A 22,115-nucleotide genomic window follows, 5' to 3' on the forward strand; every position below is an offset into this window, starting at 1 on the left:
TGCCCCGCATGAATTTCTCAGAGCTCATGAATCTGCCGTGCGCGCACGGTGGACCGGCAGGCAATGCGCGTTTGCGCGTCACGCCGGAAGATTTCATCGTACGCGAGTGGCTGGGCTTCGGTGCGGATGGCGACGGCGATCATTTGTTGCTGCGAGTCCGCAAGCGCGGCGCGAACACGATGTGGGTGGCCAAGCAGCTGGCGAGGCTGGGCAAGATCCCACCGCGCGATGTGGGCTTCGCGGGTCTGAAGGACCGGGACGCAGTGGCCGAACAATCGTTCACCGTGCCGGCGCGCTCGGCAGTCTCCAATTGGCTGGGTCTCACCGGCGATGGTTTCGAAGTGCTCGGCGCCGAGCGGATTCGTCGCAAGCTCAAGCGCGGCGCTTTGAAGGGCAATGACTTCGAAGTGGTGTTGCGCGACTTCGTTGGTGATGCCGCCGTGCTCGAGCAACGTCTGCAAAAGCTCGCCTCATCGGGCGCGCCAAATTATTTCGGGCCGCAACGCTTCGGTCATGAGGGCCACAACGTCGCGACCGCGATCGCATGGTTCGAAGGCGGTCCGGCGCCGGAGCGCATGGACCGAGGCTTCGCGTTGTCCGCCGCTCGCTCGGTGATCTTCAACGCAGTGCTGGCCGAGCGCATCACCGCGGGCAATTGGAACCAGCTGATCGAAGGGGACGTGGTCAATCTCAATGGCAGCGGCAGTTTCTTTGTGCCCGAGCTCGTCGACGACACTTTGCGCCAGCGTTGTGAGCAACTCGATGTGCATCCTACCGGGCCGATGTGGCACGGCGACGCGCCGCTATCCAGAGGTGAGATAGCGGAGTTGGAGGCGCGCACCGCGCAGCGTTATGCAGTGCTCGCGACTGGCTTGACGAAGGCGAAGCTCGAACCGGAGCGACGACCGCTGCGTGTGCCGGTGCGAGAGTTGCAGTGGCGCTTGGACGGCGCCGATCTGCATCTGCAGTTTCGTTTGCAGCGAGGCTCGTTCGCGACCGCGGTGTTGCATGAGCTGATCGGCAACGCCTTTGCGGCGGAAACGCCCGAAGCTGATGTCTGAAGCGTTATCTCACCTTCAGGAGCACGTACACGGCGCCGCTGCCACCGTCGACCTGGCGCGCCGAGCCGAAGGCCTGAATGGCGTCGATGCGCTGCAGCCACTGATTCACGACGTTCTTGAGCACCGGGCCGCGAGGACCGGAGCGGCGACCTTTGCCGTGAACGATGCGCACACAGCTCATCCGGCGAATCACGGCGTCCGTCAGGAATTCGCGCATGGCGGCTTTGGCCTCGGCGCCCGTCATGCCGTGCAAGTCGATTTCGGCATCGACGGTGTAGTGGCCCCGGCGCAGCTTGGTCAGCACCGCTTCCGGGATGTGCGGGCGACGGAAGCTCAGTTCATCGCCGGTGGCGAGCGCGGCTTCATCGCTCGGCGGCAGCAGGCTTTCTTTCAGGACTTCGAGCTGATCGGCCCGGGTAAAACGCGCACGCGGCGGCGGCTTCGGCCCCGAGGGCGGGAGCTTGTCGGTGTTCCGAAGGCGGCGCACATCGCGCATCGCCTCGCGAAAGGTCTGCCGGTCGTGATCTCGATCGTCGTTCACCCAATACTCCATAAATCGAGCCGCGTCATGAAGTTGAGGCCCGGTTTCCAGTATAGTTCCGCGCCGCAAGTACCCATCGATCTGGCCAACTCGTGAAGATCCTGCTCAGCAATGACGACGGCTATCGCGCCGAGGGCTTGCGTGCCCTGGGCGAGGCCCTCGCGCCTCTGGCCGACATTACCGTCGTGGCGCCAGATCGCAACCGTAGCGGCGCCAGCAACTCGCTGACGCTGGACATGCCACTGCGCGTGATGCAGTTCGAGGAGCGCAAATTCCTAGTGGTCAACGGCACGCCCACCGATTGCGTGCACCTCGCGATCTCGGGGCTGTTCGAAGGCGAGGACGACCCCGACATGGTGATCTCGGGCATCAACGACGGCCCCAACCTGGGGGACGACGTGCTGTATTCGGGCACGGTCGCCGCCGCTATCGAGGGACGCTTCCTTGGCCTGCCGGCCATCGCCATGTCGCTGGTGATTCAGCCGGACTCCGGCAACCACTTCGAGACGGCCGCGCGCGTCGCGGCTGAATTGGTAATGCGCATTCAGCGCGCACCATTGCATCAGGCCACCATCCTGAACGTGAATGTTCCCGATGTTCCCTACGAACAGCTCCGGGGCTATCAGGCGACGCGACTCGGTTTCCGTCATCGCTCCGAGCCTATCGTTCGCATGGCGGATCCGCGCGGCCGGCCAGTGTATTGGGTGGGTCCGGCGGGCGGCAGTCAGGATGCGGGGCCGGGCACCGATTTCCATGCAGTGGCCAACAACTATGTGTCGGTCACGCCGCTGCAGATCGATCTGACTCGGCACTCCATGCTCGAGGACATGCGCAGCTGGCTGCAGGGGCGCCACGAATGAAGCCGCCTGCGCCACCCAAAACCAACGGCAATCGAGCTGGCATCGGCATGACGTCGGCGCGCACGCGCGAACGTTTGGTTCAGCGTCTGCGCGATCAGGGCATCGTCAATCCCGCGGTGCTGGATCAGATTCGCAACGTGCCGCGACATTTGTTTGTCGACGAAGCGCTCGCCACGCGCGCTTATGAAGACACCGCGTTGCCCATTGGGCACGGCCAGACGATCTCGCAACCGTTCGTGGTCGCGCGCATGACGGAGGCGATGATCGAAGCGGGCACGCCGGGCAAAGTGCTGGAAATCGGCACCGGTTGCGGCTATCAAACGGCGGTGATGTCGCCGCTGGTGCGCTTCGTCTATAGCATCGAGCGCATCGGCGCGTTGCAGGAGCGCGCGCGCCAGCGCCTGCGGGAACTGAATATCTCCAATGTCCATTTACGCCATGGGGACGGCTTCATCGGCTGGAGCGGGCACGCGCCGTATGACGCGATCCTGATGGCGGCCGCGCCCCTGGCGATTCCCGAAGTGTTGTTCCAGCAGCTGGCGAACGGCGGTCGTTTGATTGCGCCGGTGGGGCCGGAAGGCCGCCAGCAACTGGTGCGCATCACTCGTCGTGGCGACGAATTTCACAAGGAGACGCTGGGGTTGGTCAGCTTCGTGCCATTGCTGAAGGGTCTCAACTGATGAGGCCGGCCGGGCTCGGCCCACGAGCATCGGGCCAGGGCGGATGATATGCCGATGGCTCGCCCCGCTGCTGCTCGCCCTGGCGTTGCTTGCGGGCTGCGCTTCCAACGGCGAGCGTCCGGCGACCTACCTGGTGAAGCGCGGCGACACGCTGTATTCGATCGCGTTTCGTCACAAGCTCGATTACAAAGACCTGGCGCGATGGAATCGTATCGGCGGGGATTATGTGATTTATCCTGGCCAGACGCTGCGCTTGTATCCACCGTACGCGAGGAGTGCGAGCGCATCCACGCCGGCGCCCAAGACTCCACGCAGAACGGCGGCGCCGCCAGCGAAGGCAAAACCTAAAGCGAAACCTCCATCGACACGAACGCCTGCGACTCCCACGGGACCGCCGGTGAAATGGCAATGGCCGGTGAGCGGCGGCACCGCCACGCTCACCGATCGTCCCAACGGCGGGCATGGCCTGATGATCGCCGGCCGACTCGGAGCAGACATTCGCGCCGCGAGTGGCGGTCGCGTGGTGTATACCGGTTCAGGCCTGCTTGGCTACGGGCAACTGGTCATCGTCAAGCACAACGAGAGCTACCTGAGCGCGTACGCTCATTTGCAGTCAGTTCTGATCAAAGAAGGGGATGCAGTGAGCGCCGGCCAACGTATCGCGACCATGGGCGCCGGGCCGCAGGGCGCGCCACAGCTGTATTTCGAGATTCGAATCAACGGTACACCGGGCAATCCTTTGACCTTGCTGCCGCCCCGTTCATGAGCACCCTTCGGCCCTTGTGACTTTCGCGCTGCGAACAAGGGTTGCGCTATGCGCGATCGTGTGTCTAAATCCGCCCCCAACATGTCGGCTCCTACATACACCCGAGCTGAGATGATCGAGCTGGGATGATCGAGCTGGGATGATCGATCAGGGTGACTCGGAGAAGACGCGGGGGCGGAGGGGGATTCGAGGAAACAGCGCGAAGAAGAACAAAAGCAAAAGAAAAAGAATATTTCGTCAGGCGACGACCTCCATTGGGGCGCACCGGGCGAGTTGGGTCGAACGATCTTCAGTCCCGCGTCTTCTCCCGGTCGCCCTGGTTCAGGGTGACCGGGAGAGACTTGATAAAACTCGGGATCGGGCATCCTGCCACGACCCTCGTGCGAGTCGGCAAAAGACGTGACCTTTGCCTCTCGCCGCCGCCTGCGGCGGCGGGGTACATCGATGTACCCACGGTGGTTCTACAATCCGTGGCTGTGACTTTCTCCGACCAACAGCGCTGCGACCACAGTGCGTCCCTCGCTAGCGAGGATGTTATAGGTCCGGCAGGCCGCACCCGTATCCATCACCTCGCAACCGATCCCTCGCGATAACACTGCACCGAGCACCTCGGGCGCGGGAAACTGCTGGCGCGGGCCCGAGCCGATCACCACCACCTCCGGCTGCATCGCGATCACCTGTTGCAGATCCTCGAGCGTCAGCTCGGCGGCGGTCTGTGGACGCCAGTCGCTCACGATCTGGTCCGCGGTTACCAGGCAGCTGCCGCGAATCACCGTCTCACCGATGCGAATCTCGCCCGGGGCGTAGGAGCGGATCATGTTGATACCGCCAATCTTCTCGTCGGTCAGTTTCATTGGGCTACCATAGCGCAGCTCGTCGCCGCCGCGCTGAAGATGTTGAACACGTTGACTCCCTCGCTCACCTTGATCGTTCCCGGCTTGAATCCTCTGCGCGTCGAGGAGGAGCGAGATCCCCCTCGATGGCCGCAGCTCGCGCGGCTCGCCGGGCGGGGTTCAGTGGTGAGGCGTCAGAGTCACTCCGGCCTCGATGCCGTGCATGCGGCCGTGCTCGATGCTCTTCAACTGCGCGATGCTGATTATCCCAGCGGACCGGTCATCCGTACCGCCGTCGAGGGCGCGCCTGCCAGTGGTTTCTGGCTGCGCGCCGAGCCGATACACTTCGCAGCGGGTCTGGATCGGCTGACGACGGTGCCGCTGCGAGGCGCCGCTCGCATGAGCGCCGCTGAACGAGCCGCGCTGTCGCCCACCTTGGCGGAGCATCTGCAGGGCACCGGTTTCGAGTTGCACGACGGCGCGGAAGGCGAGTGGCTTCTGCGCAGCGAGCCGCTGCAGGTGCAGACCGTCAGTCCGGAGTTCGCGGCCACCAATCCGAACGAACCGATTTTACCGCGCGGCCAAGATGCAGGCGGGTTGCGGCGCTTGATGACCGAAATGCAAATGCTGTTGCACGAGCATGCGGTCAACGCGCAGCGCCAGGCCCGAGGCTTGCCGGCGTTGAATGCCATATGGGTGCATGGGGAAGGAATGTTGAGTGACGTGAAGGCGAAATCGCTGCCCGCTGCGTGGGGCGACGATGTTTATTTGCGTGGTGTCTATCGCCTGCATGATCAGCCCGTGAACGCCAAGCCTGTCGATGCCGCCGAACTGTTGAAGCAGGTCGCGGGCGCCACGCTCGCACTCATCGATGCGCCCATGCAAGCAACGTTCGAAACACGCTGGCTCGCTCCTTTGAATCGCGCACTGTTGGGCGGCGCCATCGCGCGACTCACTTTGATTCTGGACGAATGGCATGTGACGGCTGACCGCGCCGCCATGTTCAAACTGTGGCGCCGCGAATTGCCGCCGGCGAAATGGGCCGCATGCTGAACCGCACGATTCGTCGACGCGAGGCAGCTGCGGTCCATGCATTGCCGAGCGATCTGCATCCGCTGCTGCAACGTTTGTACGCGAACCGAGGCTTGGCCCAACCCGAGGATCTCGATCTCGGCCTGGCGCGGCTGATTCCGGTCAGCAGACTCGGGGGCGTCGATGCCGCCGTCGATCTGCTCTGCGAACACTTTCGTCGCGGCAGCCGCGTCGTGGTGGTCGGCGACTTCGACGCCGACGGGGCGACCAGCACGGCGCTGGTGGTCCGTCAGCTGAAAGGTCTCGGTTTCAAACATGTCGACTTCCTGGTGCCGAACCGCTTTCAGTACGGTTACGGCCTCACGCCCGAGATCGTGCAGCTCGCTGCCGAAGCGCAGCCCGGCCTGATCGTCACTGTCGACAACGGCATATCCAGTCATGCGGGCGTTGCGGCGGCGACTGCGCTCGGTATTCAGACGTTGATCACCGACCATCACCTTGCGCCTACATCGGTGCCCGCGGCCGACGCGATCGTCAATCCGAATGCGCCGGGCGATACATTTCCGAGCAAAGCTCTGGCGGGCGTGGGTGTCGCGTTTTATCTGATGGCGGCGCTGACGCGAGCCATGCAGGAGCGGGGGCTTTGCGCCAATCCGCCGGCGGTGGTCGAACTGCTCGATCTGGTGGCCCTCGGCACCATCGCCGATCTCGTGCCGCTGGATCGAAACAATCGCGTGCTCGTCCATCAGGGACTGCGTCGCATTCGCGCCGGTCGTTGCATCGCCGGCATTCGCGCGCTGCTCGAAGTCGCCAATTGCATCCCCGGGAATGTCGTGGCCGCGGATCTGGGCTATCAGATCGGGCCTCGCTTGAACGCGGCGGGGCGTCTCGACGACATGTCCGTCGGCATTCAATGTTTGCTCACCGACGATCCCAACCGGGCGCGCTTGCTCGCCGCGCGGTTAACTCAATTGAACAGCGATCGCAAGGAGCTCGAGCTGCAAATGCAGCAGGAAGCGCTGCTGGCCATCGCGGATATGCGCGCCGAAGATCCGCAGCTGCCACTCGGTTTGTGTTTGTTCGATGAGACGTGGCACCAGGGTGTGGTCGGGCTCGTCGCCTCTCGTGTGAAGGATCGCGTGCATCGGCCGGTCATCGCGCTGGCTCGAGCCGATGCGAACATGTTGAAAGGCTCGGCGCGCTCGGTCCCTGGCGTACACATTCGCGACGTGCTCGATGCGGTGGCGACTCGCCACCCGGGCTTGATCGAGAAATTCGGCGGCCACGCCATGGCGGCCGGCCTGACCTTGCCGGCGGCGACGCTGGAACAATTTCGAGCCGAGTTCGATGCCGAGGTGCGTCGCTGGATGAGCGTGGATGACACCATCGGGGTGGTGCACTCCGACGGCAGTCTGCAACACGAGGAGCTGACGCTCGATGTCGCTCGCCTGCTGCAGCAGGCCGGCCCGTGGGGTCAGTCGTTTCCCGAACCGTTGTTCGATGGCTGCTTCGAGGTGCGCAATGTGCGCATCCTGGGCGAGCGTCACTTGAAGCTGGAGGTCCGGGCCGACGGCCACGGCGCCCTGGGCGCGGCCAGCTGCGAAGCCATCGCATTCCGGCATTTCGACCACGACGACGCCCCGCACGTGCAGCCGGACTCCCGGGTCGAGCTGGCCTATCGGCTGGACGTGAACCGGTTCAACGGTTCGGAGCGGCTGCAGTTGGTGGTCGAGTATTTGCGGGTCCTTTGAGCGCCGAGTTTTGCTAGGATCCGCGTCCCGCAATTGAATTGCTCGCGACTGACGCCACGCCCAAGACATGGAAACGAATCCCATCCGCCGTACCATCGAAGACCTCACCGAGCGCAGCGGGGCGCTTAGGAGGTTTCTTTGACTACGACAACAAGAGCGAACGCCTCGCGGAAGTAAGCCGCGAGCTGGAAGATCCCGCGATCTGGAACACGCCCGACCGGGCCCAGGAGCTCGGTAAGGAGCGCGCCCGCCTGGAGCAGGTGGTCGGCACCCTGGACAGGGTCACCAATGGCCTGAAGGATGCGGCCGAGCTGCTCGAGATGGCCATCGCGGAGAACGAGCCCTCGGCGGTCGCCGATGTGGAGCGCGACCTCGCCGGCATCGACGCGCAGCTCAAGAAGCTGGAATTCCAGCGCATGTTCCCGGGCCAGATGGATCCGCACAGCTGCTTCCTGGACATTCAGGCCGGCGCCGGCGGCACCGAGGCGCAGGACTGGGCGCAGATGCTCATGCGCATGTACCTGCGCTGGGGCGACCAGCACGGTTTCAAGACTGAAGTCGTCGACGTGAACGACGGCGAAGTCGCGGGTATCAAGAGCTGCACCATCAACTTCGACGGCGAGTATGCATACGGCTGGTTGCGCACCGAGACGGGCGTGCATCGCCTGGTGCGCAAGTCGCCGTTCGACTCGAACGCGCGGCGGCACACGTCGTTCGCCTCTGTGTTCGTGTCGCCGGAAGTGGACGAAGACATCCAGATCGACATCAACCCGGCGGACCTGAAGACCGACGTGTACCGCTCGAGCGGCGCCGGCGGTCAGCACGTGAACAAGACCGAGTCCGCGGTGCGTATCACTCACATGCCTACCGGCATCGTGGTGGCGTGTCAGGCCGAGCGCAGCCAGCACAAGAATCGCGACAAGGCGATGAAGATGCTCAAAGCCAAGCTGTACGAGCTCGAAGTGAACAAGCGCAACGCCGCCGCCAAGGTGCTCGAGGACGCCAAATCGGACGTGAGCTGGGGCAACCAGATCCGCTCCTACGTCCTCGACCAGTCGCGGATCAAGGATCTGCGCACCAACGTCGAAGTCGGCGCCACCGACAAGGTGCTCGACGGCGATCTCGATCCGTTCCTGGAAGCGAGCCTCAAGCAGGGCCTGTAAGCCACCATGACCGAACCCAAGAATCCTTCGAACCAGGCCGCAGGCGCGGCTCCGCAGTCGGGCGAGACGGCGGTCGATGAGAACAAATTGATCGCGGAGCGGCGGGCCAAGCTCGACAAGATCCGCGCCGGTGGCGTCGCGTTCCCCAACGACTTCCGTCGCGACGCGCTGGCGGATCAATTGCTCACGGCCTACGCCGATCGCGCGCCGGAGTGGTTCGATAAGAACACGGTCCGCGTGAAAGTCGGCGGCCGCATGATGGTCAAGCGCGTGATGGGCAAGGCGAGCTTCTGCAAAATCGCGGATCGCAGCGGCGAGATTCAGCTGTTCGTGCAGAGCGCGGCGATCGGCGCCGTGTACGACGAGTTCAAGACCTGGGACGTGGGCGACGTGCTCGGCGCCGAAGGCACGCTGTTCATCACCAAGACTGGCGAGCTGTCGGTCAAGGTCGAGAAGCTGCGACTGCTGACCAAGTCGCTGCGCCCGCTGCCGGATAAGTGGCACGGCCTGTCGGATCAGGAGATTCGGTATCGTCAGCGCTACGTCGATCTGATCGTGAATCCGGAGAGTCGGCACACGTTCCGCACGCGCACGCGGATCGTGAAGTACCTGCGTGACTTCATGGACGCTCAGGATTTCATGGAAGTCGAGACGCCGATGATGCAGGCGATTGCGGGTGGCGCTGTGGCGCGGCCGTTCGTCACGCATCACAACCAGCTCGACATCGATTTGTATCTGCGCATCGCGCCGGAGCTTTACCTGAAGCGCCTGGTGGTCGGCGGCTTCGAGCGCGTGTACGAAATCAATCGCAACTTCCGTAACGAGGGCGTGTCGACGCGGCACAATCCCGAGTTCACGATGCTGGAGTTGTATCAGGCGTACGCGGACTACACCGATCTGATGAATCTGGTGGAGCGCATGTGTCAGGGCCTGTGCGACACCATTCTCGGCACGCGCCAGATCAAGTATCAGGACGAGGTGTTCGACTTCGGTCAGCCATTCCGTCGCGTCACCGTGGAAGATCTGGTGGTGCACTTCAATCCGGGCATCGAGCGCGCTCGGCTGCGCGATCTCGAATACCTGCGGGCTCACTGCGATAAGCTGGGCATCCCATATTCACCCGGCGACGGGCCGGGCAAGCTGCAGATCGAAATCTTCGAGAAGACCGCCGAGCACCGGCTGTTGGCGCCCACCTTCGTCTACGGCTATCCCACCGAAGTATCGCCGCTGTCTCGTCGCAACGATTCGGATCCTTTCATCACCGATCGCTTCGAATTCTTCGTCGGCGGCCGCGAACTCGCCAACGGCTTCTCCGAGCTCAACGATCCCGAAGACCAGGCCCAGCGCTTCAAAGACCAGCTCGCTCGCAAGACCGCCGGCGACGAAGAGGCCATGCAGTACGACGCCGATTACATCCGCGCGCTCGAGTACGGCTTGCCGCCTACGGCGGGGCTGGGCGTTGGCATCGATCGGTTGGTGATGTTGTTCACCAACTCGCCGTCGATTCGCGACGTTCTGTTGTTTCCGTATATGCGGCCGGAGGCGTGAGCGTTTGTCGCTGTCGCGACGCTTCGCCGACGGTGTTATGCCCGCGGCATGCGGCGCGGTGCGTTGATCCGTACAGACGAAGCGCGCTAGGCGCTCCTCTGAGCTTCACGCTCCGGGCAGGCTGTGTGGGGGCACACACGGATCGGCCGTGCGTCGCAAATCCGCACGTCCAGATCCGTGAATTTATCTGGGTGAGCAATCGCTGCCGGCGAACCGACAGCCGGAACCGGGCTTTCTTAGGCCTTTCTGTCAGCCCGCTCTGCCGGATTTAACATTCGACGTTTCCGCGGAAACGCGCCGTTCCCATTTTTTCCTGTTTGAATCGAATCTCCGAAAATGACGGCCAATCAATTGTGCCGTTCTAGTTCTAACGAGCCTACGCACGCGATGTGCGAAACGCACGAGCGTGATCGGCGTCGTTAGGTCGCCGCGTACGGCATCGACTTCCGACTAAGCAGCGCCGTCTGCCCATCGACATGCAACGGCGAATCGAGCTGAGCGAGGCTGATGACCGCGAGGATGTCGCAACCATCGTCTGTAGCGGCGGCGTCGACGACGTCGCCAGCGTGCTGCTCGCCGGCCAGGACGCGAGTGCCGGGCGCGGGTGCAGGGCCGGTGCTGTGGAAAAGAAACATCCGCCGTTTGACAGTGCCGCGGAAGTGGGCGCGGGCGATGATTTCCTGGCCGGTGTAGCATCCTTTGTCGAAGCTGATGCCGCCGAGCAGGTCGATGTTCAGCATCTGCGCCACGAACGCTTCGTGAGTTTCAGGGTAGACCTGCGGCAAGCCGGCGCGCAGCTGTGACAAATGCCACTCACGTTCGTGCGCGACGTCCACAGAAGCAGAGAGCGGGCCAAGGGCCATCACATCAGAAACGCCGGGCAATGTGAAATAACTCACATCGCCGCGCTCACAATGCGACCAGGCCTCGGGCAAAGTCACATCCGCGGGCAGGGCGGAGCGGGAGAGCGAAGCGAGCTGAAGATGGCCGGCAGGCTCGATCTTCGCCTTGGCGCGAAGGACATATTTACGCAGACGAAGCACCGTGCCATCGAGTAGCGCGGCCGGCAGCACCAGCGCGATGCCATCGCGACGATCCAGCATCCAGAGCACCGCCTGCACGCGCCCTTGCGGGGAATTGCAGCAAGCCAGTTGCACCCGATCCGGGGAGAGCTTGTCCAGATCGGCCGTCAGCTGACCTTGCAAATACCCACGCGCGTCGGCGCCGGTCACCAGGATGGCGGCGAGCCGGGGCAACTGAATCGCGGCGGGCAGCGGCGGCGCGCCCGCGGCGGCATTAATCGGGGAAGTCATTCGTGAAATCCGAAATCAAGCGTCGTCACAAACGAAAAGGTTACCGTTCCGGCACCGGGGGGCTTCTGGCACACTACCGGCCGTTGCATACGGTCACCCGACATCATCGTCCGGTTCCATGGCAGATACAAATTCACGGCCAGATCTAGCGCCTGGGACCGGCCCAGCCGCGGAGCATCCGACCGCTACCGATAAAGGGACCGAGCCCGCGGCGGCAGGTTCCCGAAGCAAAGAAATCGGCGGTCGCGACGGGCCGGAGCCGACCCGTTTCGGCGATTGGGAAAAAGCCGGTCGCTGCATCGATTTCTGATACGTCATTCGCCAGGCACAACTCGCATGAGCAATCCAAAATTCGAGCGGCCGCTGTCGCCGTTCATGATGTATCGATGGCAGTACAGCAACACCCTGTCGATCCTGCACCGGGTCACCGGCTGCGCGCTCACCGCCGGTTTGCTGTTGTTTGTTTATTGGCTGGTCGCGGTGGCCAGCGGCCCCGAGGCATACGCCGAAGCGCAGAGCGTGTTCGCGCATCCGCTGACTCGCGTTCTGCTGGTCGGTTTCTCGTTCGCGTTCTTTTATCACTTGTTGAACGGCATCCGGCACCTGGTGTGGGACGCGGGCTACGGCTTCGAGAAGCCGCGTGCCCGCGCCACCGGCTGGCTGGTGTTTCTGGGCGCGATCGTGCTCACCGCGATCCTGTGGGTCCTGGTGGCTACTGGAGGTGCGGCATGAGTCTGCGTAGTCCGGTCGGACGTGTGCTGGGCCTGGGCGCGGCGGGCGAGGGCGTCGGCCACTGGTGGACGCAGCGAGTCACTTCGGTGGCGCTGGTGCTGCTCGGCCTCTGGTTCGTGATCGCACTGATCGGTCTGCCCGATCGCAGCTACGAAACCGTCACTTCGTGGATGCACGATCCATTCAACGCCGTGATGTTGTCGCTGCTGGTGGGCACGGCGGTGTATCACTCGCTGCTCGGCGTGCAGGTGGTGGTCGAGGACTACGTGAGCGATCACGGCTCCAAGATCGTCAGCATGCTGGCGCTGCAGTTCATTCACTTCATCCTGGGCGCTCTCGGCATTTTCTCCGTGCTGCGCGTTGCATTTGGGAGCGCCGCATGAGCGCCTATCAATTCATCGATCACTACTACGACGTCGTGGTCGTCGGCGCAGGCGGCGCCGGCCTGCGGGCCACGTTCGGTCTGGCGCATTCCGGCCTGTCGGTCGCGTGCGTGACCAAAGTCTTCCCGACTCGCAGCCACACGGTGGCGGCGCAGGGCGGCATCAGCGCGGCGCTCGGCAACATGGGCGAGGATGACTGGCGCTGGCACATGTACGACACCGTCAAAGGCTCGGACTGGCTGGGCGATCAGGACGCCATCGAGTTCATGTGTAAAGAAGCGCCGGGCGCCGTGATCGAGCTGGAGCACTACGGCCTGCCATTCTCACGGACCGAGGACGGCCGCATCTATCAGCGTCCGTTCGGCGGCATGACGACGCACTACGGCAAGGGCACCGCGCAGCGTACTTGCGCAGCGGCCGACCGCACGGGCCACGCGATGCTGCATACGTTGTATCAGCAGGCCCTGCGTCACGAGGCGCAGTTCTTCATCGAATATTTCGCCGTCGACCTGATCATGGACAACGGCGAGTGCCGCGGCGTCGTGGCCATCAACATGGCGGACGGCACGGTGCATCGTTTCCTCGGCCATCAAACGATCCTCGCGACGGGCGGCTACGGTCGCGCGTATTTCTCTTGCACGTCGGCTCACACCTGCACGGGAGATGGTGGCGGCATGGTGCTGCGCGCCGGTCTGCCGATGCAGGACATGGAGTTCGTGCAGTTCCACCCGACGGGCATCTACGGCGCCGGATGTTTGATCACCGAAGGCGTGCGCGGCGAAGGCGGCATTCTGCGTAACTCACAAGGCGAGCGCTTCATGGAGCGCTACGCGCCGAACGCGAAGGATCTCGCCTCGCGCGACGTGGTGAGCCGCTCCATGACCATGGAGATTCGCGAAGGCCGCGGCGTCGGTCCTGACAAAGATCACATCTATCTGCACCTGGAGCACCTCGGTGCGGAAGTGATTCACGAACGTCTGCCGGGCATCGCCGAGACCGCCAAGATCTTCGCGGGCGTCGATGTGACCAAGCAGCCGATCCCGGTGCTGCCGACCGTCCACTACAACATGGGCGGCATCCCGGCGAACTATCACGGCGAAGTGGTGACGCTGAAGAACGGCAACCCGGACTCGGTCGTCCCGGGCTTGATGGCAGTGGGCGAGGCCGCCTGCGTGTCCGTGCACGGTGCGAATCGCCTGGGCTCCAACTCGCTGCTCGACCTGGTGGTGTTCGGCCGCGAAGCCGCGCGTCACGCCGCCGAGATCGTCAAGCCGAACACCCGACATCGGCCGCTGCCGAAGGATGCGGGCGATTTCGCGGTCAGCCGTATCGACCGCTTCCGTCACGCCAAGGGCGAGCTGAAGACCGCCGAGGTGCGCCTGAACATGCAGCGCGTGATGCAAAACCACGCGGCCGTGTTCCGCACTTCCGAGTCGCTCAAGGAAGGCGTGTATAAGATGCAGGAAGTCTTTCAGTCCTTCGAGCGGGTCAGCGTCAGCGATCGCGGCATGGTGTGGAACACCGACCTGATCGAAACCCTGGAGCTGGACAACCTGCGCAGCCAGGCGGTGGCGACCATCGTTTCCGCCGAGAACCGCAAGGAAAGTCGTGGCGCCCACGCCCACGAGGACTATCCGAATCGCGACGACGTGAACTGGATGAAGCACACCCTCTCGTGGGTGGATCCGCAGGGCGCGGTGACGCTGGATTACCGCCCGGTGCACTTGAACACACTGACCAACGACGTGGAGCCCGTTCCGCCCAAGGCGAGGGTGTACTGACCATGGCGCAATTCCGTCTCCCCAAGAACTCCGTTGTCGGCGTCGGCAAGACCTATCCGGCGCCGGCCGGCGCGAAGGACGTGCGGACCTTCCGCATCTATCGCTTCGATCCGGAGTCGGGTCAGAACCCGCGCTACGACACGTACGAAGTCGACATGGCCACCTGCGGGCCCATGATCCTGGACGCGCTGATCAAGATCAAAAACGAGATCGATCCGACGCTGACGTTCCGTCGCTCCTGCCGTGAAGGCATCTGCGGCTCGTGCGCGATGAACATCGACGGCGTGAACACGCTGGCCTGCACGCGCGCCACCGAAGACGTGAAGGGCACGGTGAAGATTTTCCCGTTGCCGCACATGCCGGTGATCAAGGACCTGGTGCCGGATCTCACCAATTTCTACGCGCAGTACGCTTCGGTGAAGCCCTGGCTGCAGACCCGGACGCCGGCGCCGCCGGATCGCGAGCGGCTGCAGTCCAAGGAAGATCAGGAGAAGATCGATCGCCCGGCGGCGTGCATTCTGTGCGCCTGCTGCTCGACCTCGTGCCCGAGCTACTGGTGGAACGGCGATCGTTACCTCGGCCCGGCGGCGCTGCTGGCGGCCTATCGCTGGATCGTCGACACGCGCGACGAAGCGACCGGCGAGCGGCTGGACGAGCTGGAAGATCCGTTCAAGCTGTATCGGTGCCATACCATCATGAATTGCACCGAGGCCTGTCCGAAGGATCTGAATCCTGCGAAAGCGATCGCTGAGATCAAGAAGAAAATGGCTGAGCGTCGCCACTGAGGCCAGTAGTTGGCGGCTGAGTAGTCAGGGGTTGGCCAGACCAGAGCAGAGAAGAGGCGCGGCGTGAGCGATTCTGAACCAACCCCCGATCCCCAACAGCCAAGTACTGGCGCGCTGCGCTGGCGCTGCCGCCGCGGCATGCGCGAATTGGACGTGCTGCTCGAACGGTATCTTGAGGAACGGTATCCTTCGGCCCCGGCTGCCGAACAACAGGCCTTTGCAGCATTGCTGGAAGCGCCAGACCCGCAGCTGTTTGCCTATGTAGTGCAACGCGAGGTGCCGGAAGATCCGGAATGGGCGCATGTCATTGCCAGATTACGCAACGCTGATTCCAGCGGCACATCAGCCGCTGATCGTTGACGTCCGCGGCCGACGCTGCGAGCGTCGGCTCGGCGTGCTCGCGTTGCTGGCAGTGGCGGCCTGCGGCCCTTTGCTGCCTGTGTCATCCCACCTTGCCGCCGTGTTTGTCATCTTTGCCTGCGCGCTGCTGGCCGCCGGCCTTTGGTGGCATGGATGGCTTGGTGGCGCCCGGCGTGTCACCCAGATCCGCCGCAATGCCGATGGTCGCTGGCTGCTGAGCGACGGCAGACAAGAAAATATTCCCGCCCACCTGTCCGCCGACTCGCGGGTCGGCAGCCAGTGGCTGTGGCTCCGATGGCGCACCGATGGCTTGGCAGGCGGACCGCGCAGCCGTTCGATGTTGATCCTCCAGGGGGATGTCGCCGGCAACGAGCTGCGCCGACTGGGCGTGCGGCTGCGCCTGGAATCCGTTTACCGTCAGCCGGGCCGAGCTGAAGCGCGCTGCGCCGGTGTCTGAACAATGAAATTTGAAGGCCGTCACGCATTCGCTCAGCGAGTGTTCAGGGAAGCTTATGTCGCGGCGAACTTTCGCGCGGCCCATCAGTCTATGGGAGCAGTCGTTGCGTTCCCGTTGAGTGCGCTTCCGCCTGACAGGCAGGGAGCGGGCGCTTGACGACCACAGCGGATGACACCACCGACCAGGAATTGGTCCGGCGCGTGCAGGCGGGCGACCAGACGGCGTTCAACCTGCTGGTGCTGAAGTATCAGCATCGAGTGCTGAAGCTGGTGGGTCGGTTCGTGAACGACGCGGCCGAGGCGGAGGATGTCGCCCAGGAGGCGTTCCTCAAGGCGTATCGGGCGTTGGCGTCGTTCCGCGGCGATAGTGCGTTTTATACATGGCTGTATCGGATCGCGATCAATACGGCCAAGAACGCACTGGTGTCGCAGCGGCGGCGACCGGTGGACTTCGACCTGGATCTGCAGGATCCGGATCAGTACGAGCGGCAGGCGAAACTGAAGGAAGCCGATACGCCGGAGGGCGTGCTGCTGACGGACGAGATTCGCGGCGTGGTCGAGGAAGCCATGGAACAGCTGCCTGAGGACTTGCGCACCGCCATCGTGCTGCGCGAGTTGGAAGGCTTGTCGTACGAGGAGATTGCCGAAGCGATGGATTGCCCGGTGGGCACGGTGCGATCCCGCATTTTCCGGGCGCGCGAGGCCATCGACAAAAAGCTCAAGCCGCTGCTCGATTGAGTGGCGCGGGGCCTGGATGGCGAGCATGGCCGGATTGCATGGATTGGGAGTGCATTGAATTGAGTTGTGGATTACTGGCAATGTTGCCCGATGTGGTGAGCGTGTCGATGATCACGGTGACAGCATGACCGATGCTCTGAACGAACAGCTTTCTGCCTGCCTCGACGGCGAACTGCCGGCGGCAGAGCTCGATCTGCTGTTGAAGCGGGTGGAGCGGGAGGCTGAGCTGCGCGCCGCCATCGGGCGCTACTCGCTGATCGGCGAGGCGATGCGGGCCGAGCGCCCAGCGATCGCATCCCGCGATTTCGCCAGCAAAGTAATGGCAGCAGTGGCCGCCGAGCCCGCGCGCGAGGAATCGGCCACTCCTACGAGCGTCGCGCCGAAGCGCCTAGAAAGGCCGGCCGCGGCCGTGCGCGCTCCCCGAATTTCTCCCGCCGCACTCCGTTATCTGCGGCCAGCCGCTGGCATGGCCATCGCCGCCGGCGTCGCCGCGGTCGCCGTGCTCAGCATGCAGCCCGTCGGTCAGCCCGAGGTTGGCAGCGTCAGCACGCCGCTGGTGGCGGCGAATCAGCCGGCCGCCAACGAGCCCTCGATCGCCGTGACCAATGTCGAGTCGAGTTACGTGGTGCCGACCTCAACTTCGAACAACGCATTCATCCCGGCTACGCGTCTGACCAACTACGTAGTCGCACACGGCGAGTTCTCTTCGCCGCTCGGCCGGCGCTCGGTGTGGAGCGGCGTGCTGGCCGATGACGAGGAGGCGCAGGCGCTCGAAGCCGGCGAAGCCGAAGTCAAGATTTCCATTAGCAATCACGGTGCTCCGGAACGTTGATGGCTTCACTGCGCGCCACTGTCCCGCCCTTGTTCATGAAACGTGCGCTGAGATGGCCGGTTAGTCTGCTTGCCGCGATGCTGGTGTCCACGGTTCACGCCGGGGATCGAGAAGCTCGCCAGTGGCTGGAGCGGATGTCCGAAGCGCTGGCCACGCGCAACTACGAAGGCCGATTCTTCCATCTGCGCGATTCGCGCTCCGAGGCGATGCGCATCTATCACCGTGTCGATAAAGGCAAGGTGACCGAGCGCCTCGTCTCGCTCGACGGCAGCGGCCGCGAGATCATCCGCAACCAGACCGAAGTGATCTGCTATCTGCCGGACCGTCGCACGGTGCTGGTGGAGAAGCGCACCGACGACAACACGTTGTTGGCCGCAGTGCCGGCTTACAACGAAGAGCTCGAAACTCACTACAACATCGAGCGTGGCCCGTTCACCAAGGCGCTGGGTCGCCGGACCCAGGTCATCAATGTGACGCCGCGCGACCAGTTCCGGTACGGCTATCGGCTGTGGCTGGACGATGAAACCGCGATGCCGCTCAAGTCGCAGTTGTGCGATCGCGAGGGCAGGGTGATCGAACAGATCCTGTTCGCGGAGCTGAATTTCCGTGATCGCATTCCCGCCGACAGCCTCAAGCCGTCGATCAGCGGCGAAGGTTTCCGGTGGATCCGGCAGGACGCGCAGCCGCAGCTGGCCGCGGGTCAGACCGGCAACTGGGGCGTGATTCGTCCGCCCGCGGGCTTCCGGCTCACGGCGTGGCGCATCCAGTTCATCGCAGGCTCCAGCGTTCCAGTGCAGCACCTGGTGTATTCGGATGGCCTGGCGTCGGTGTCGGTGTTCATCGAGCCGCGCAATCCGCAGGCGGAGCCCATCAAGGGGCTCGCCAAGGTGGGCGCCGCTTTCGCTTTCTCCCGCGCGCTCGACGATCACCAGGTGACCGCTGTAGGCGAAGTCCCGCCGGTGACGCTGGAAGCCATTGCCGCTGGCGTGGCCAAAGAAGGCGCCAAGCCGGCGCCGGCCGCGCCACCCGCCCCGGCCCATCAGCCGGGACCGCCACCGCCCCAGCAGTAATTCCGGCAGTAACTCCCGCTATGACTCAGTGGACTGTGCTGGGCCGTCCCGAGTGCAGCCTGTGCGAGCAGCTGCTCGCTGAGCTCGCGCACGAGCTCAGTCCGGCCGAGGCCGCCAGGGTCGAGGTGCTCGACGTCGACCAGGACCCGGCCCTGGCTCGCAAGTACGGTCACCGCATTCCGGTGCTGCTGGCCGATGACGAATTCGTCTGCGATTACCGGCTGGACCCGGAACGGGTGCGGCTGATTACCGGCACACGGTCCTAAGTCGGCGGCGGAAGCCGCCACAGTGCGACGCCAACCCCGCTATAATCCGCCGCCGCCGGCCAGTCCCCCGGCCAGCCCAGACTCTCCGGCCTAGAAAATACAAGCCTTCTGATGAAGCTGATCCGCAACTTCTCGATCATCGCGCACGTCGATCACGGCAAATCCACGCTCGCGGACCGTTTCATCCAGCTGTGCGGCGGCCTGGAAGCCCGCGAGATGGAAGCGCAGGTGCTCGACTCCATGGATCTGGAGCGAGAGCGCGGCATCACCATCAAGGCGCAAAGCGTGTCCCTGCGTTACAAGGCGCGCGACGGCCAGACGTATCAGCTCAACATGATCGATACGCCGGGCCACGTGGACTTCTCCTACGAAGTGTCCCGCTCGCTCGCGGCCTGCGATGGCGCGCTGCTGGTCGTGGACGCCGCGCAGGGCGTGGAGGCGCAGAGCGTCGCCAACTGCTACACGGCCATCGAGCAGGGCCTGGAAGTGGTGCCCGTGCTCAACAAGATCGATCTGCCCTCGGCCGATCCGGACCGGGTGATCAAGGAGATCGAGGAAATCATCGGCATCGAGGCCAGCGACGCGGTGCGCGTCAGCGCCAAGACCGGCGAGAACGTGCCCGAGCTGCTGGAACAACTGGTCGCGCGCATTCCGCCGCCGAAGGGCGATCCCGAAGCGCCACTGCAGGCGCTGATCATCGATTCGTGGTTCGACAACTATGTCGGCGTCGTGTCGCTGGTGCGCGTCATGAACGGCTCGCTCAAGATCGGTCAGAAGATACGGGTGTGGTCGACGGGACGGGCGCATCAGGTCGACAAGCTCGGCCGCTTCACGCCCAAGTCGCTGACCAGCGAAACGCTGCAAACCGGCGAGGTGGGTTTCGTGATCGCCGGCATCAAGGAAATCAACGGCGCTCCGGTGGGCGACACCATCACGCTCGACAATCGTCCGGCCAGCGAGCCGCTGGCGGGCTTCAAGCAGGTGCAGCCGCGCGTGTTCGCCGGCCTGTTCCCGGTGCAGTCGGACGATTACGAAAACTTCAGAGACGCGCTCGCCAAACTCAAGCTCAATGACTCGGCCCTGCATTACGAGCCGGAAGTCTCGACCGCGCTGGGTTTCGGCTTCCGTATCGGCTTTCTCGGCCTGCTGCATATGGACATCGTGCAGGAGCGCCTGGAGCGCGAGTACAACCTGGACTTGATCACCAGCGCGCCCACGGTGGTGTACGAGATCCTCAAGACCGACGGCACCACCGTCAACGTCGACAATCCATCGAAGCTGCCGCCGAGCAATGAGATCGAAGATCTGCGCGAGCCCATCATCACAGCCAACATTCTGCTGCCGCCGGAGTACGTCGGCGCCGTGATCACGCTGTGCACGGAGAAGCGCGGTCGGCAGACCAAGATGCTGTATGTGGGCAATCAGGTGTCCCTGCAGTACGAAATGCCCATGGCGGAAGTGGTGCTGGACTTCTTCGACCGCCTCAAATCGGTGAGCCGCGGGTACGCCTCGTTCGATTACGAATTCAACCGCTTCGAAACCGCGCCGCTGGTGAAGCTGGATGTGCTCATCAACGGCGACCGCGTCGACGCGCTGTCGCTGATCGTCCATCGCGACAATGCATATGCGCGCGGCCGCGAGCTGGTCGACAAGATGCAGGAGCTGATTCCGCGGCAGCAGTTCGAGATCGCCGTGCAAGCCGCGATCGGCAGTCACGTGGTCGCCCGCGCGACCGTGAAGGCGCTGCGTAAGAACGTGCTGGCCAAGTGTTACGGTGGCGACGTGTCGCGCAAACGAAAGCTGCTGGAGAAGCAGAAGGAAGGCAAGCGGCGCATGAAGCAGGTGGGCTCGGTCGAGATTCCGCAGGAGGCGTTCCTGGCCGTCCTGCAGGTCGGCAAGACCAAGAAAGAATAAGTGGACACAGCATGATCTACGACTTCTCTTTCATTCTGGTCGCGGCGACGTTGCTGACCGGCCTGATCTGGGGCATCGACACGCTGGCCTTCAAGCCGCAGCGCGTGGCCGCCGCCAGCGCCAAGGGCGTCGCGCCCGACAACATCCGCGAGCCGATGCTGGTCGAGTACGCACGCTCGTTTTTTCCAGTGATCCTGATCGTGCTGCTGATCCGCTCGTTCCTGTTCGAGCCGTTCCGCATCCCCTCCGATTCGATGATGCCGACGCTGCTCGACGGCGATTTCATTTTCGTCAACAAGTTCTCCTACGGCCTGCGGCTGCCGGTGCTCAATTCCAAGATCGTTTCGATCGGCGAGCCGCAGCGGGGCGACGTGATCGTGTTCCGCCTGCCGCAGGATCCGGCCACCAACTACATCAAGCGGCTGGTCGGCCTGCCGGGCGACCACATCGTGGTGCGTGGCCAGAACCTGTACATCAACGGCGAGCGGGTCAAAGTCGAGAAGAACGGCAGCTACCGGGGCCATGGCTACAGCGATGCGGAGCTGGCCACCGAGTATCTCGGCGACGTCGAGCACCATGTGCTGTACTTGCCGCGTCGCGCCGGCGAATCGCGGGACTACGACGAGATCGTCCCGGCCGGGCACTATTTCTTCATGGGCGACAACCGGGACAACAGCCGGGACAGCCGCTTCTTCGAGGTCGGTTTCGTGCCCGAGCGCAACCTGGTGGGCAAAGCGGTGCGGATCTGGCTCAACTGGGACCTGCCGGCGGCGCCAATCTGGGACCGGATCGGCGATCCAATCCGTTGATTGGGGTATCTTTCGCGCCAGTTCCGGCCCCAAGCGGCCATTAGCGGAGTTGCAAGCATGCGTTCCCGTCAGCGTGGCGCCACGTTTCTCGGCATGGTGAGCATCGTCGCCGTCCTGGGCTTCGGCATCTACGGCGTGATCCGCCTGGTGCCCCTGTACATGGAATACATGGCGGTGGTGCGGGCCCTGGAGCAGACCGCCAAGGAAAATCCCGGCGCCAGCCAGCAGACGCTGCGCACCTCGCTGATCCGCCGCTGGACGGTCGAGGACATCAAGAGCATCGATCCCAAGGACATCGAGATCAAACGCGCCGGCAACGGTTTCGTGATGCGCGCCTGGTATCGAGCCGAGGTGCCGTTCATTTCCAATATTTCGCTGGTGGCCGACTTCGACAAGAGCGTGCCGGTCGGCAGCGGCAACCTGTCGGGGACCTAGTCCGCA

The 22,115-nt window shown here is 63.8% G+C and carries 24 protein-coding genes and 1 pseudogene; 22 read left to right on the forward strand and 3 right to left on the reverse strand.

Going from position 1 to position 22,115, the window contains the following annotated elements; translation table 11 throughout:
* Positions 1-8: 8 nt before the first annotated feature.
* A complete protein-coding gene (gene truD, locus JM946_RS10080; protein ID WP_203167163.1) occupies positions 9-1,061 on the forward strand; it encodes a tRNA pseudouridine(13) synthase TruD in 1,053 nt (350 codons plus the stop codon).
* A gap of 4 nt (positions 1,062-1,065) precedes the next feature.
* Here the strand turns inward: truD and JM946_RS30960 are convergent, their stop codons facing one another.
* Positions 1,066-1,602 (reverse strand): Smr/MutS family protein, encoded by a 537-nt coding sequence (locus JM946_RS30960; RefSeq protein ID WP_203167164.1) that lies wholly within the window; start codon positions 1,600-1,602, stop codon positions 1,066-1,068.
* A gap of 92 nt (positions 1,603-1,694) precedes the next feature.
* Here JM946_RS30960 and surE point away from each other — a divergent pair, with 92 nt between their 5' ends.
* Genes surE through JM946_RS10100 form a run of 3 tightly spaced genes read left to right on the forward strand, consistent with a single transcriptional unit; the run spans position 1,695 to position 3,908 of the window.
* Entirely contained in the window at positions 1,695-2,462 is a 768-nt protein-coding gene (surE, locus tag JM946_RS10090) for a 5'/3'-nucleotidase SurE (RefSeq protein WP_203167165.1), read from the forward strand.
* Complete coding sequence (locus JM946_RS10095; RefSeq protein ID WP_269140965.1) at positions 2,459-3,142, forward strand: protein-L-isoaspartate(D-aspartate) O-methyltransferase; 684 nt, start codon at positions 2,459-2,461, stop codon at positions 3,140-3,142. The genes surE and JM946_RS10095 overlap by 4 nt, the downstream gene beginning before the upstream one ends.
* A gap of 43 nt (positions 3,143-3,185) precedes the next feature.
* Positions 3,186-3,908, forward strand: a complete 723-nt coding sequence (locus tag JM946_RS10100) for a peptidoglycan DD-metalloendopeptidase family protein (protein WP_203167166.1) — start codon at positions 3,186-3,188, stop codon at positions 3,906-3,908.
* 461 nt (positions 3,909-4,369) lie between these two features.
* Here JM946_RS10100 and JM946_RS10105 read toward each other — a convergent pair whose 3' ends face one another.
* Positions 4,370-4,762, reverse strand: coding sequence for an Mth938-like domain-containing protein (locus tag JM946_RS10105; protein ID WP_203167167.1), 393 nt, complete (start codon positions 4,760-4,762; stop codon positions 4,370-4,372).
* Between the two features lie 39 nt (positions 4,763-4,801).
* Here JM946_RS10105 and JM946_RS10110 point away from each other — a divergent pair, with 39 nt between their 5' ends.
* From JM946_RS10110 to lysS, 4 genes are all read left to right on the forward strand, one after another.
* On the forward strand, positions 4,802-5,794 hold the full coding sequence (locus JM946_RS10110; protein ID WP_203167168.1) for a hypothetical protein: 993 nt from the start codon (positions 4,802-4,804) through the stop codon (positions 5,792-5,794).
* Complete coding sequence (recJ, locus tag JM946_RS10115) at positions 5,788-7,524, forward strand: single-stranded-DNA-specific exonuclease RecJ (protein WP_203167169.1); 1,737 nt, start codon at positions 5,788-5,790, stop codon at positions 7,522-7,524. The genes JM946_RS10110 and recJ overlap by 7 nt, the downstream gene beginning before the upstream one ends.
* A 67-nt stretch (positions 7,525-7,591) precedes the next feature.
* Positions 7,592-8,687 (forward strand): peptide chain release factor 2 gene (gene prfB, locus JM946_RS10120; protein ID WP_203167170.1). Its coding sequence is split into 2 segments (ribosomal slippage): positions 7,592-7,654 and positions 7,656-8,687, totalling 1,095 coding nucleotides; the frame shifts between segments, so codons are not numbered across the junction.
* Between the two features lie 6 nt (positions 8,688-8,693).
* Entirely contained in the window at positions 8,694-10,235 is a 1,542-nt protein-coding gene (gene lysS / locus JM946_RS10125) for a lysine--tRNA ligase (RefSeq protein WP_203167171.1), read from the forward strand.
* A gap of 419 nt (positions 10,236-10,654) precedes the next feature.
* Here the strand turns inward: lysS and ygfZ are convergent, their stop codons facing one another.
* Positions 10,655-11,548, reverse strand: a complete 894-nt coding sequence (gene ygfZ, locus JM946_RS10130) for a CAF17-like 4Fe-4S cluster assembly/insertion protein YgfZ (protein WP_203167172.1) — start codon at positions 11,546-11,548, stop codon at positions 10,655-10,657.
* A gap of 175 nt (positions 11,549-11,723) precedes the next feature.
* Here ygfZ and JM946_RS31585 point away from each other — a divergent pair.
* From JM946_RS31585 to JM946_RS10200, 14 genes and pseudogenes are all read left to right on the forward strand, one after another.
* A pseudogene (locus JM946_RS31585) lies at positions 11,724-11,858 on the forward strand (DUF1674 domain-containing protein); the annotation flags it as partial.
* Between the two features lie 26 nt (positions 11,859-11,884).
* Positions 11,885-12,280, forward strand: a complete 396-nt coding sequence (gene sdhC / locus JM946_RS10140; protein WP_203167174.1) for a succinate dehydrogenase, cytochrome b556 subunit — start codon at positions 11,885-11,887, stop codon at positions 12,278-12,280.
* Positions 12,277-12,663 (forward strand): succinate dehydrogenase, hydrophobic membrane anchor protein, encoded by a 387-nt coding sequence (gene sdhD / locus JM946_RS10145; protein WP_203167175.1) that lies wholly within the window; start codon positions 12,277-12,279, stop codon positions 12,661-12,663. The genes sdhC and sdhD overlap by 4 nt, the downstream gene beginning before the upstream one ends.
* Entirely contained in the window at positions 12,660-14,444 is a 1,785-nt protein-coding gene (gene sdhA / locus JM946_RS10150) for a succinate dehydrogenase flavoprotein subunit (RefSeq protein ID WP_203167176.1), read from the forward strand. Before sdhD ends, sdhA begins: the two co-directional genes overlap by 4 nt.
* Positions 14,445-14,446: 2 nt before the next feature.
* Positions 14,447-15,229, forward strand: a complete 783-nt coding sequence (locus tag JM946_RS10155; protein ID WP_203167177.1) for a succinate dehydrogenase iron-sulfur subunit — start codon at positions 14,447-14,449, stop codon at positions 15,227-15,229.
* Between the two features lie 63 nt (positions 15,230-15,292).
* Positions 15,293-15,589, forward strand: a complete 297-nt coding sequence (locus tag JM946_RS10160) for an FAD assembly factor SdhE (RefSeq protein WP_203167178.1) — start codon at positions 15,293-15,295, stop codon at positions 15,587-15,589.
* A complete protein-coding gene (locus JM946_RS10165) occupies positions 15,531-16,046 on the forward strand; it encodes a hypothetical protein (RefSeq protein ID WP_203167179.1) in 516 nt (171 codons plus the stop codon). The genes JM946_RS10160 and JM946_RS10165 overlap by 59 nt, the downstream gene beginning before the upstream one ends.
* Before the next feature lie 152 nt (positions 16,047-16,198).
* The gene (gene rpoE / locus JM946_RS10170; RefSeq protein WP_203167180.1) at positions 16,199-16,783 is read left to right on the forward strand and encodes an RNA polymerase sigma factor RpoE; all 585 of its coding nucleotides are present in this window, start codon (positions 16,199-16,201) and stop codon (positions 16,781-16,783) included.
* A 124-nt stretch (positions 16,784-16,907) separates the two neighbouring features.
* Entirely contained in the window at positions 16,908-17,615 is a 708-nt protein-coding gene (locus JM946_RS10175) for a sigma-E factor negative regulatory protein (RefSeq protein WP_203167181.1), read from the forward strand.
* Positions 17,615-18,685 carry a MucB/RseB C-terminal domain-containing protein gene (locus JM946_RS10180; protein WP_203167182.1) on the forward strand — a complete coding sequence of 357 codons (1,071 nt, stop codon included), beginning with the start codon at positions 17,615-17,617 and terminating at the stop codon, positions 18,683-18,685. Before JM946_RS10175 ends, JM946_RS10180 begins: the two co-directional genes overlap by 1 nt.
* Before the next feature lie 20 nt (positions 18,686-18,705).
* Positions 18,706-18,951, forward strand: coding sequence for a glutaredoxin family protein (locus JM946_RS10185; protein WP_203167183.1), 246 nt, complete (start codon positions 18,706-18,708; stop codon positions 18,949-18,951).
* A gap of 111 nt (positions 18,952-19,062) precedes the next feature.
* Positions 19,063-20,865 carry a translation elongation factor 4 gene (lepA, locus tag JM946_RS10190; RefSeq protein ID WP_203167184.1) on the forward strand — a complete coding sequence of 601 codons (1,803 nt, stop codon included), beginning with the start codon at positions 19,063-19,065 and terminating at the stop codon, positions 20,863-20,865.
* An 11-nt stretch (positions 20,866-20,876) separates the two neighbouring features.
* A complete protein-coding gene (gene lepB / locus JM946_RS10195) occupies positions 20,877-21,674 on the forward strand; it encodes a signal peptidase I (RefSeq protein WP_203167185.1) in 798 nt (265 codons plus the stop codon).
* Between the two features lie 57 nt (positions 21,675-21,731).
* Positions 21,732-22,109, forward strand: a complete 378-nt coding sequence (locus JM946_RS10200) for a DUF4845 domain-containing protein (protein ID WP_203167186.1) — start codon at positions 21,732-21,734, stop codon at positions 22,107-22,109.
* The last annotated feature ends 6 nt before the right edge of the window (positions 22,110-22,115 follow it).

This window comes from Steroidobacter gossypii, from assembly GCF_016801985.1.
Classification (GTDB): domain Bacteria; phylum Pseudomonadota; class Gammaproteobacteria; order Steroidobacterales; family Steroidobacteraceae; genus Steroidobacter; species Steroidobacter gossypii.

Coding starts and splice junctions, on each gene's coding strand:
- JM946_RS10180 (WP_203167182.1), top strand. CDS start 17,615: ATGGCTTCACTGCGCGCCACTGTCCCGCCCTTGTTCATGAAACGTGCG.
- lepA (WP_203167184.1), top strand. CDS start 19,063: ATGAAGCTGATCCGCAACTTCTCGATCATCGCGCACGTCGATCACGGC.
- sdhC (WP_203167174.1), top strand. CDS start 11,885: ATGAGCAATCCAAAATTCGAGCGGCCGCTGTCGCCGTTCATGATGTAT.
- JM946_RS10155 (WP_203167177.1), top strand. CDS start 14,447: ATGGCGCAATTCCGTCTCCCCAAGAACTCCGTTGTCGGCGTCGGCAAG.
- JM946_RS10200 (WP_203167186.1), top strand. CDS start 21,732: ATGCGTTCCCGTCAGCGTGGCGCCACGTTTCTCGGCATGGTGAGCATC.
- lysS (WP_203167171.1), top strand. CDS start 8,694: ATGACCGAACCCAAGAATCCTTCGAACCAGGCCGCAGGCGCGGCTCCG.
- JM946_RS10105 (WP_203167167.1), bottom strand. CDS start 4,762: ATGAAACTGACCGACGAGAAGATTGGCGGTATCAACATGATCCGCTCC.
- truD (WP_203167163.1), top strand. CDS start 9: ATGAATTTCTCAGAGCTCATGAATCTGCCGTGCGCGCACGGTGGACCG.
- JM946_RS10100 (WP_203167166.1), top strand. CDS start 3,186: ATGATATGCCGATGGCTCGCCCCGCTGCTGCTCGCCCTGGCGTTGCTT.
- ygfZ (WP_203167172.1), bottom strand. CDS start 11,548: ATGACTTCCCCGATTAATGCCGCCGCGGGCGCGCCGCCGCTGCCCGCC.
- sdhD (WP_203167175.1), top strand. CDS start 12,277: ATGAGTCTGCGTAGTCCGGTCGGACGTGTGCTGGGCCTGGGCGCGGCG.
- lepB (WP_203167185.1), top strand. CDS start 20,877: ATGATCTACGACTTCTCTTTCATTCTGGTCGCGGCGACGTTGCTGACC.
- JM946_RS10165 (WP_203167179.1), top strand. CDS start 15,531: ATGTCATTGCCAGATTACGCAACGCTGATTCCAGCGGCACATCAGCCG.
- sdhA (WP_203167176.1), top strand. CDS start 12,660: ATGAGCGCCTATCAATTCATCGATCACTACTACGACGTCGTGGTCGTC.
- JM946_RS10110 (WP_203167168.1), top strand. CDS start 4,802: ATGTTGAACACGTTGACTCCCTCGCTCACCTTGATCGTTCCCGGCTTG.
- JM946_RS10185 (WP_203167183.1), top strand. CDS start 18,706: ATGACTCAGTGGACTGTGCTGGGCCGTCCCGAGTGCAGCCTGTGCGAG.
- recJ (WP_203167169.1), top strand. CDS start 5,788: ATGCTGAACCGCACGATTCGTCGACGCGAGGCAGCTGCGGTCCATGCA.
- JM946_RS10175 (WP_203167181.1), top strand. CDS start 16,908: ATGACCGATGCTCTGAACGAACAGCTTTCTGCCTGCCTCGACGGCGAA.
- JM946_RS10095 (WP_269140965.1), top strand. CDS start 2,459: ATGAAGCCGCCTGCGCCACCCAAAACCAACGGCAATCGAGCTGGCATC.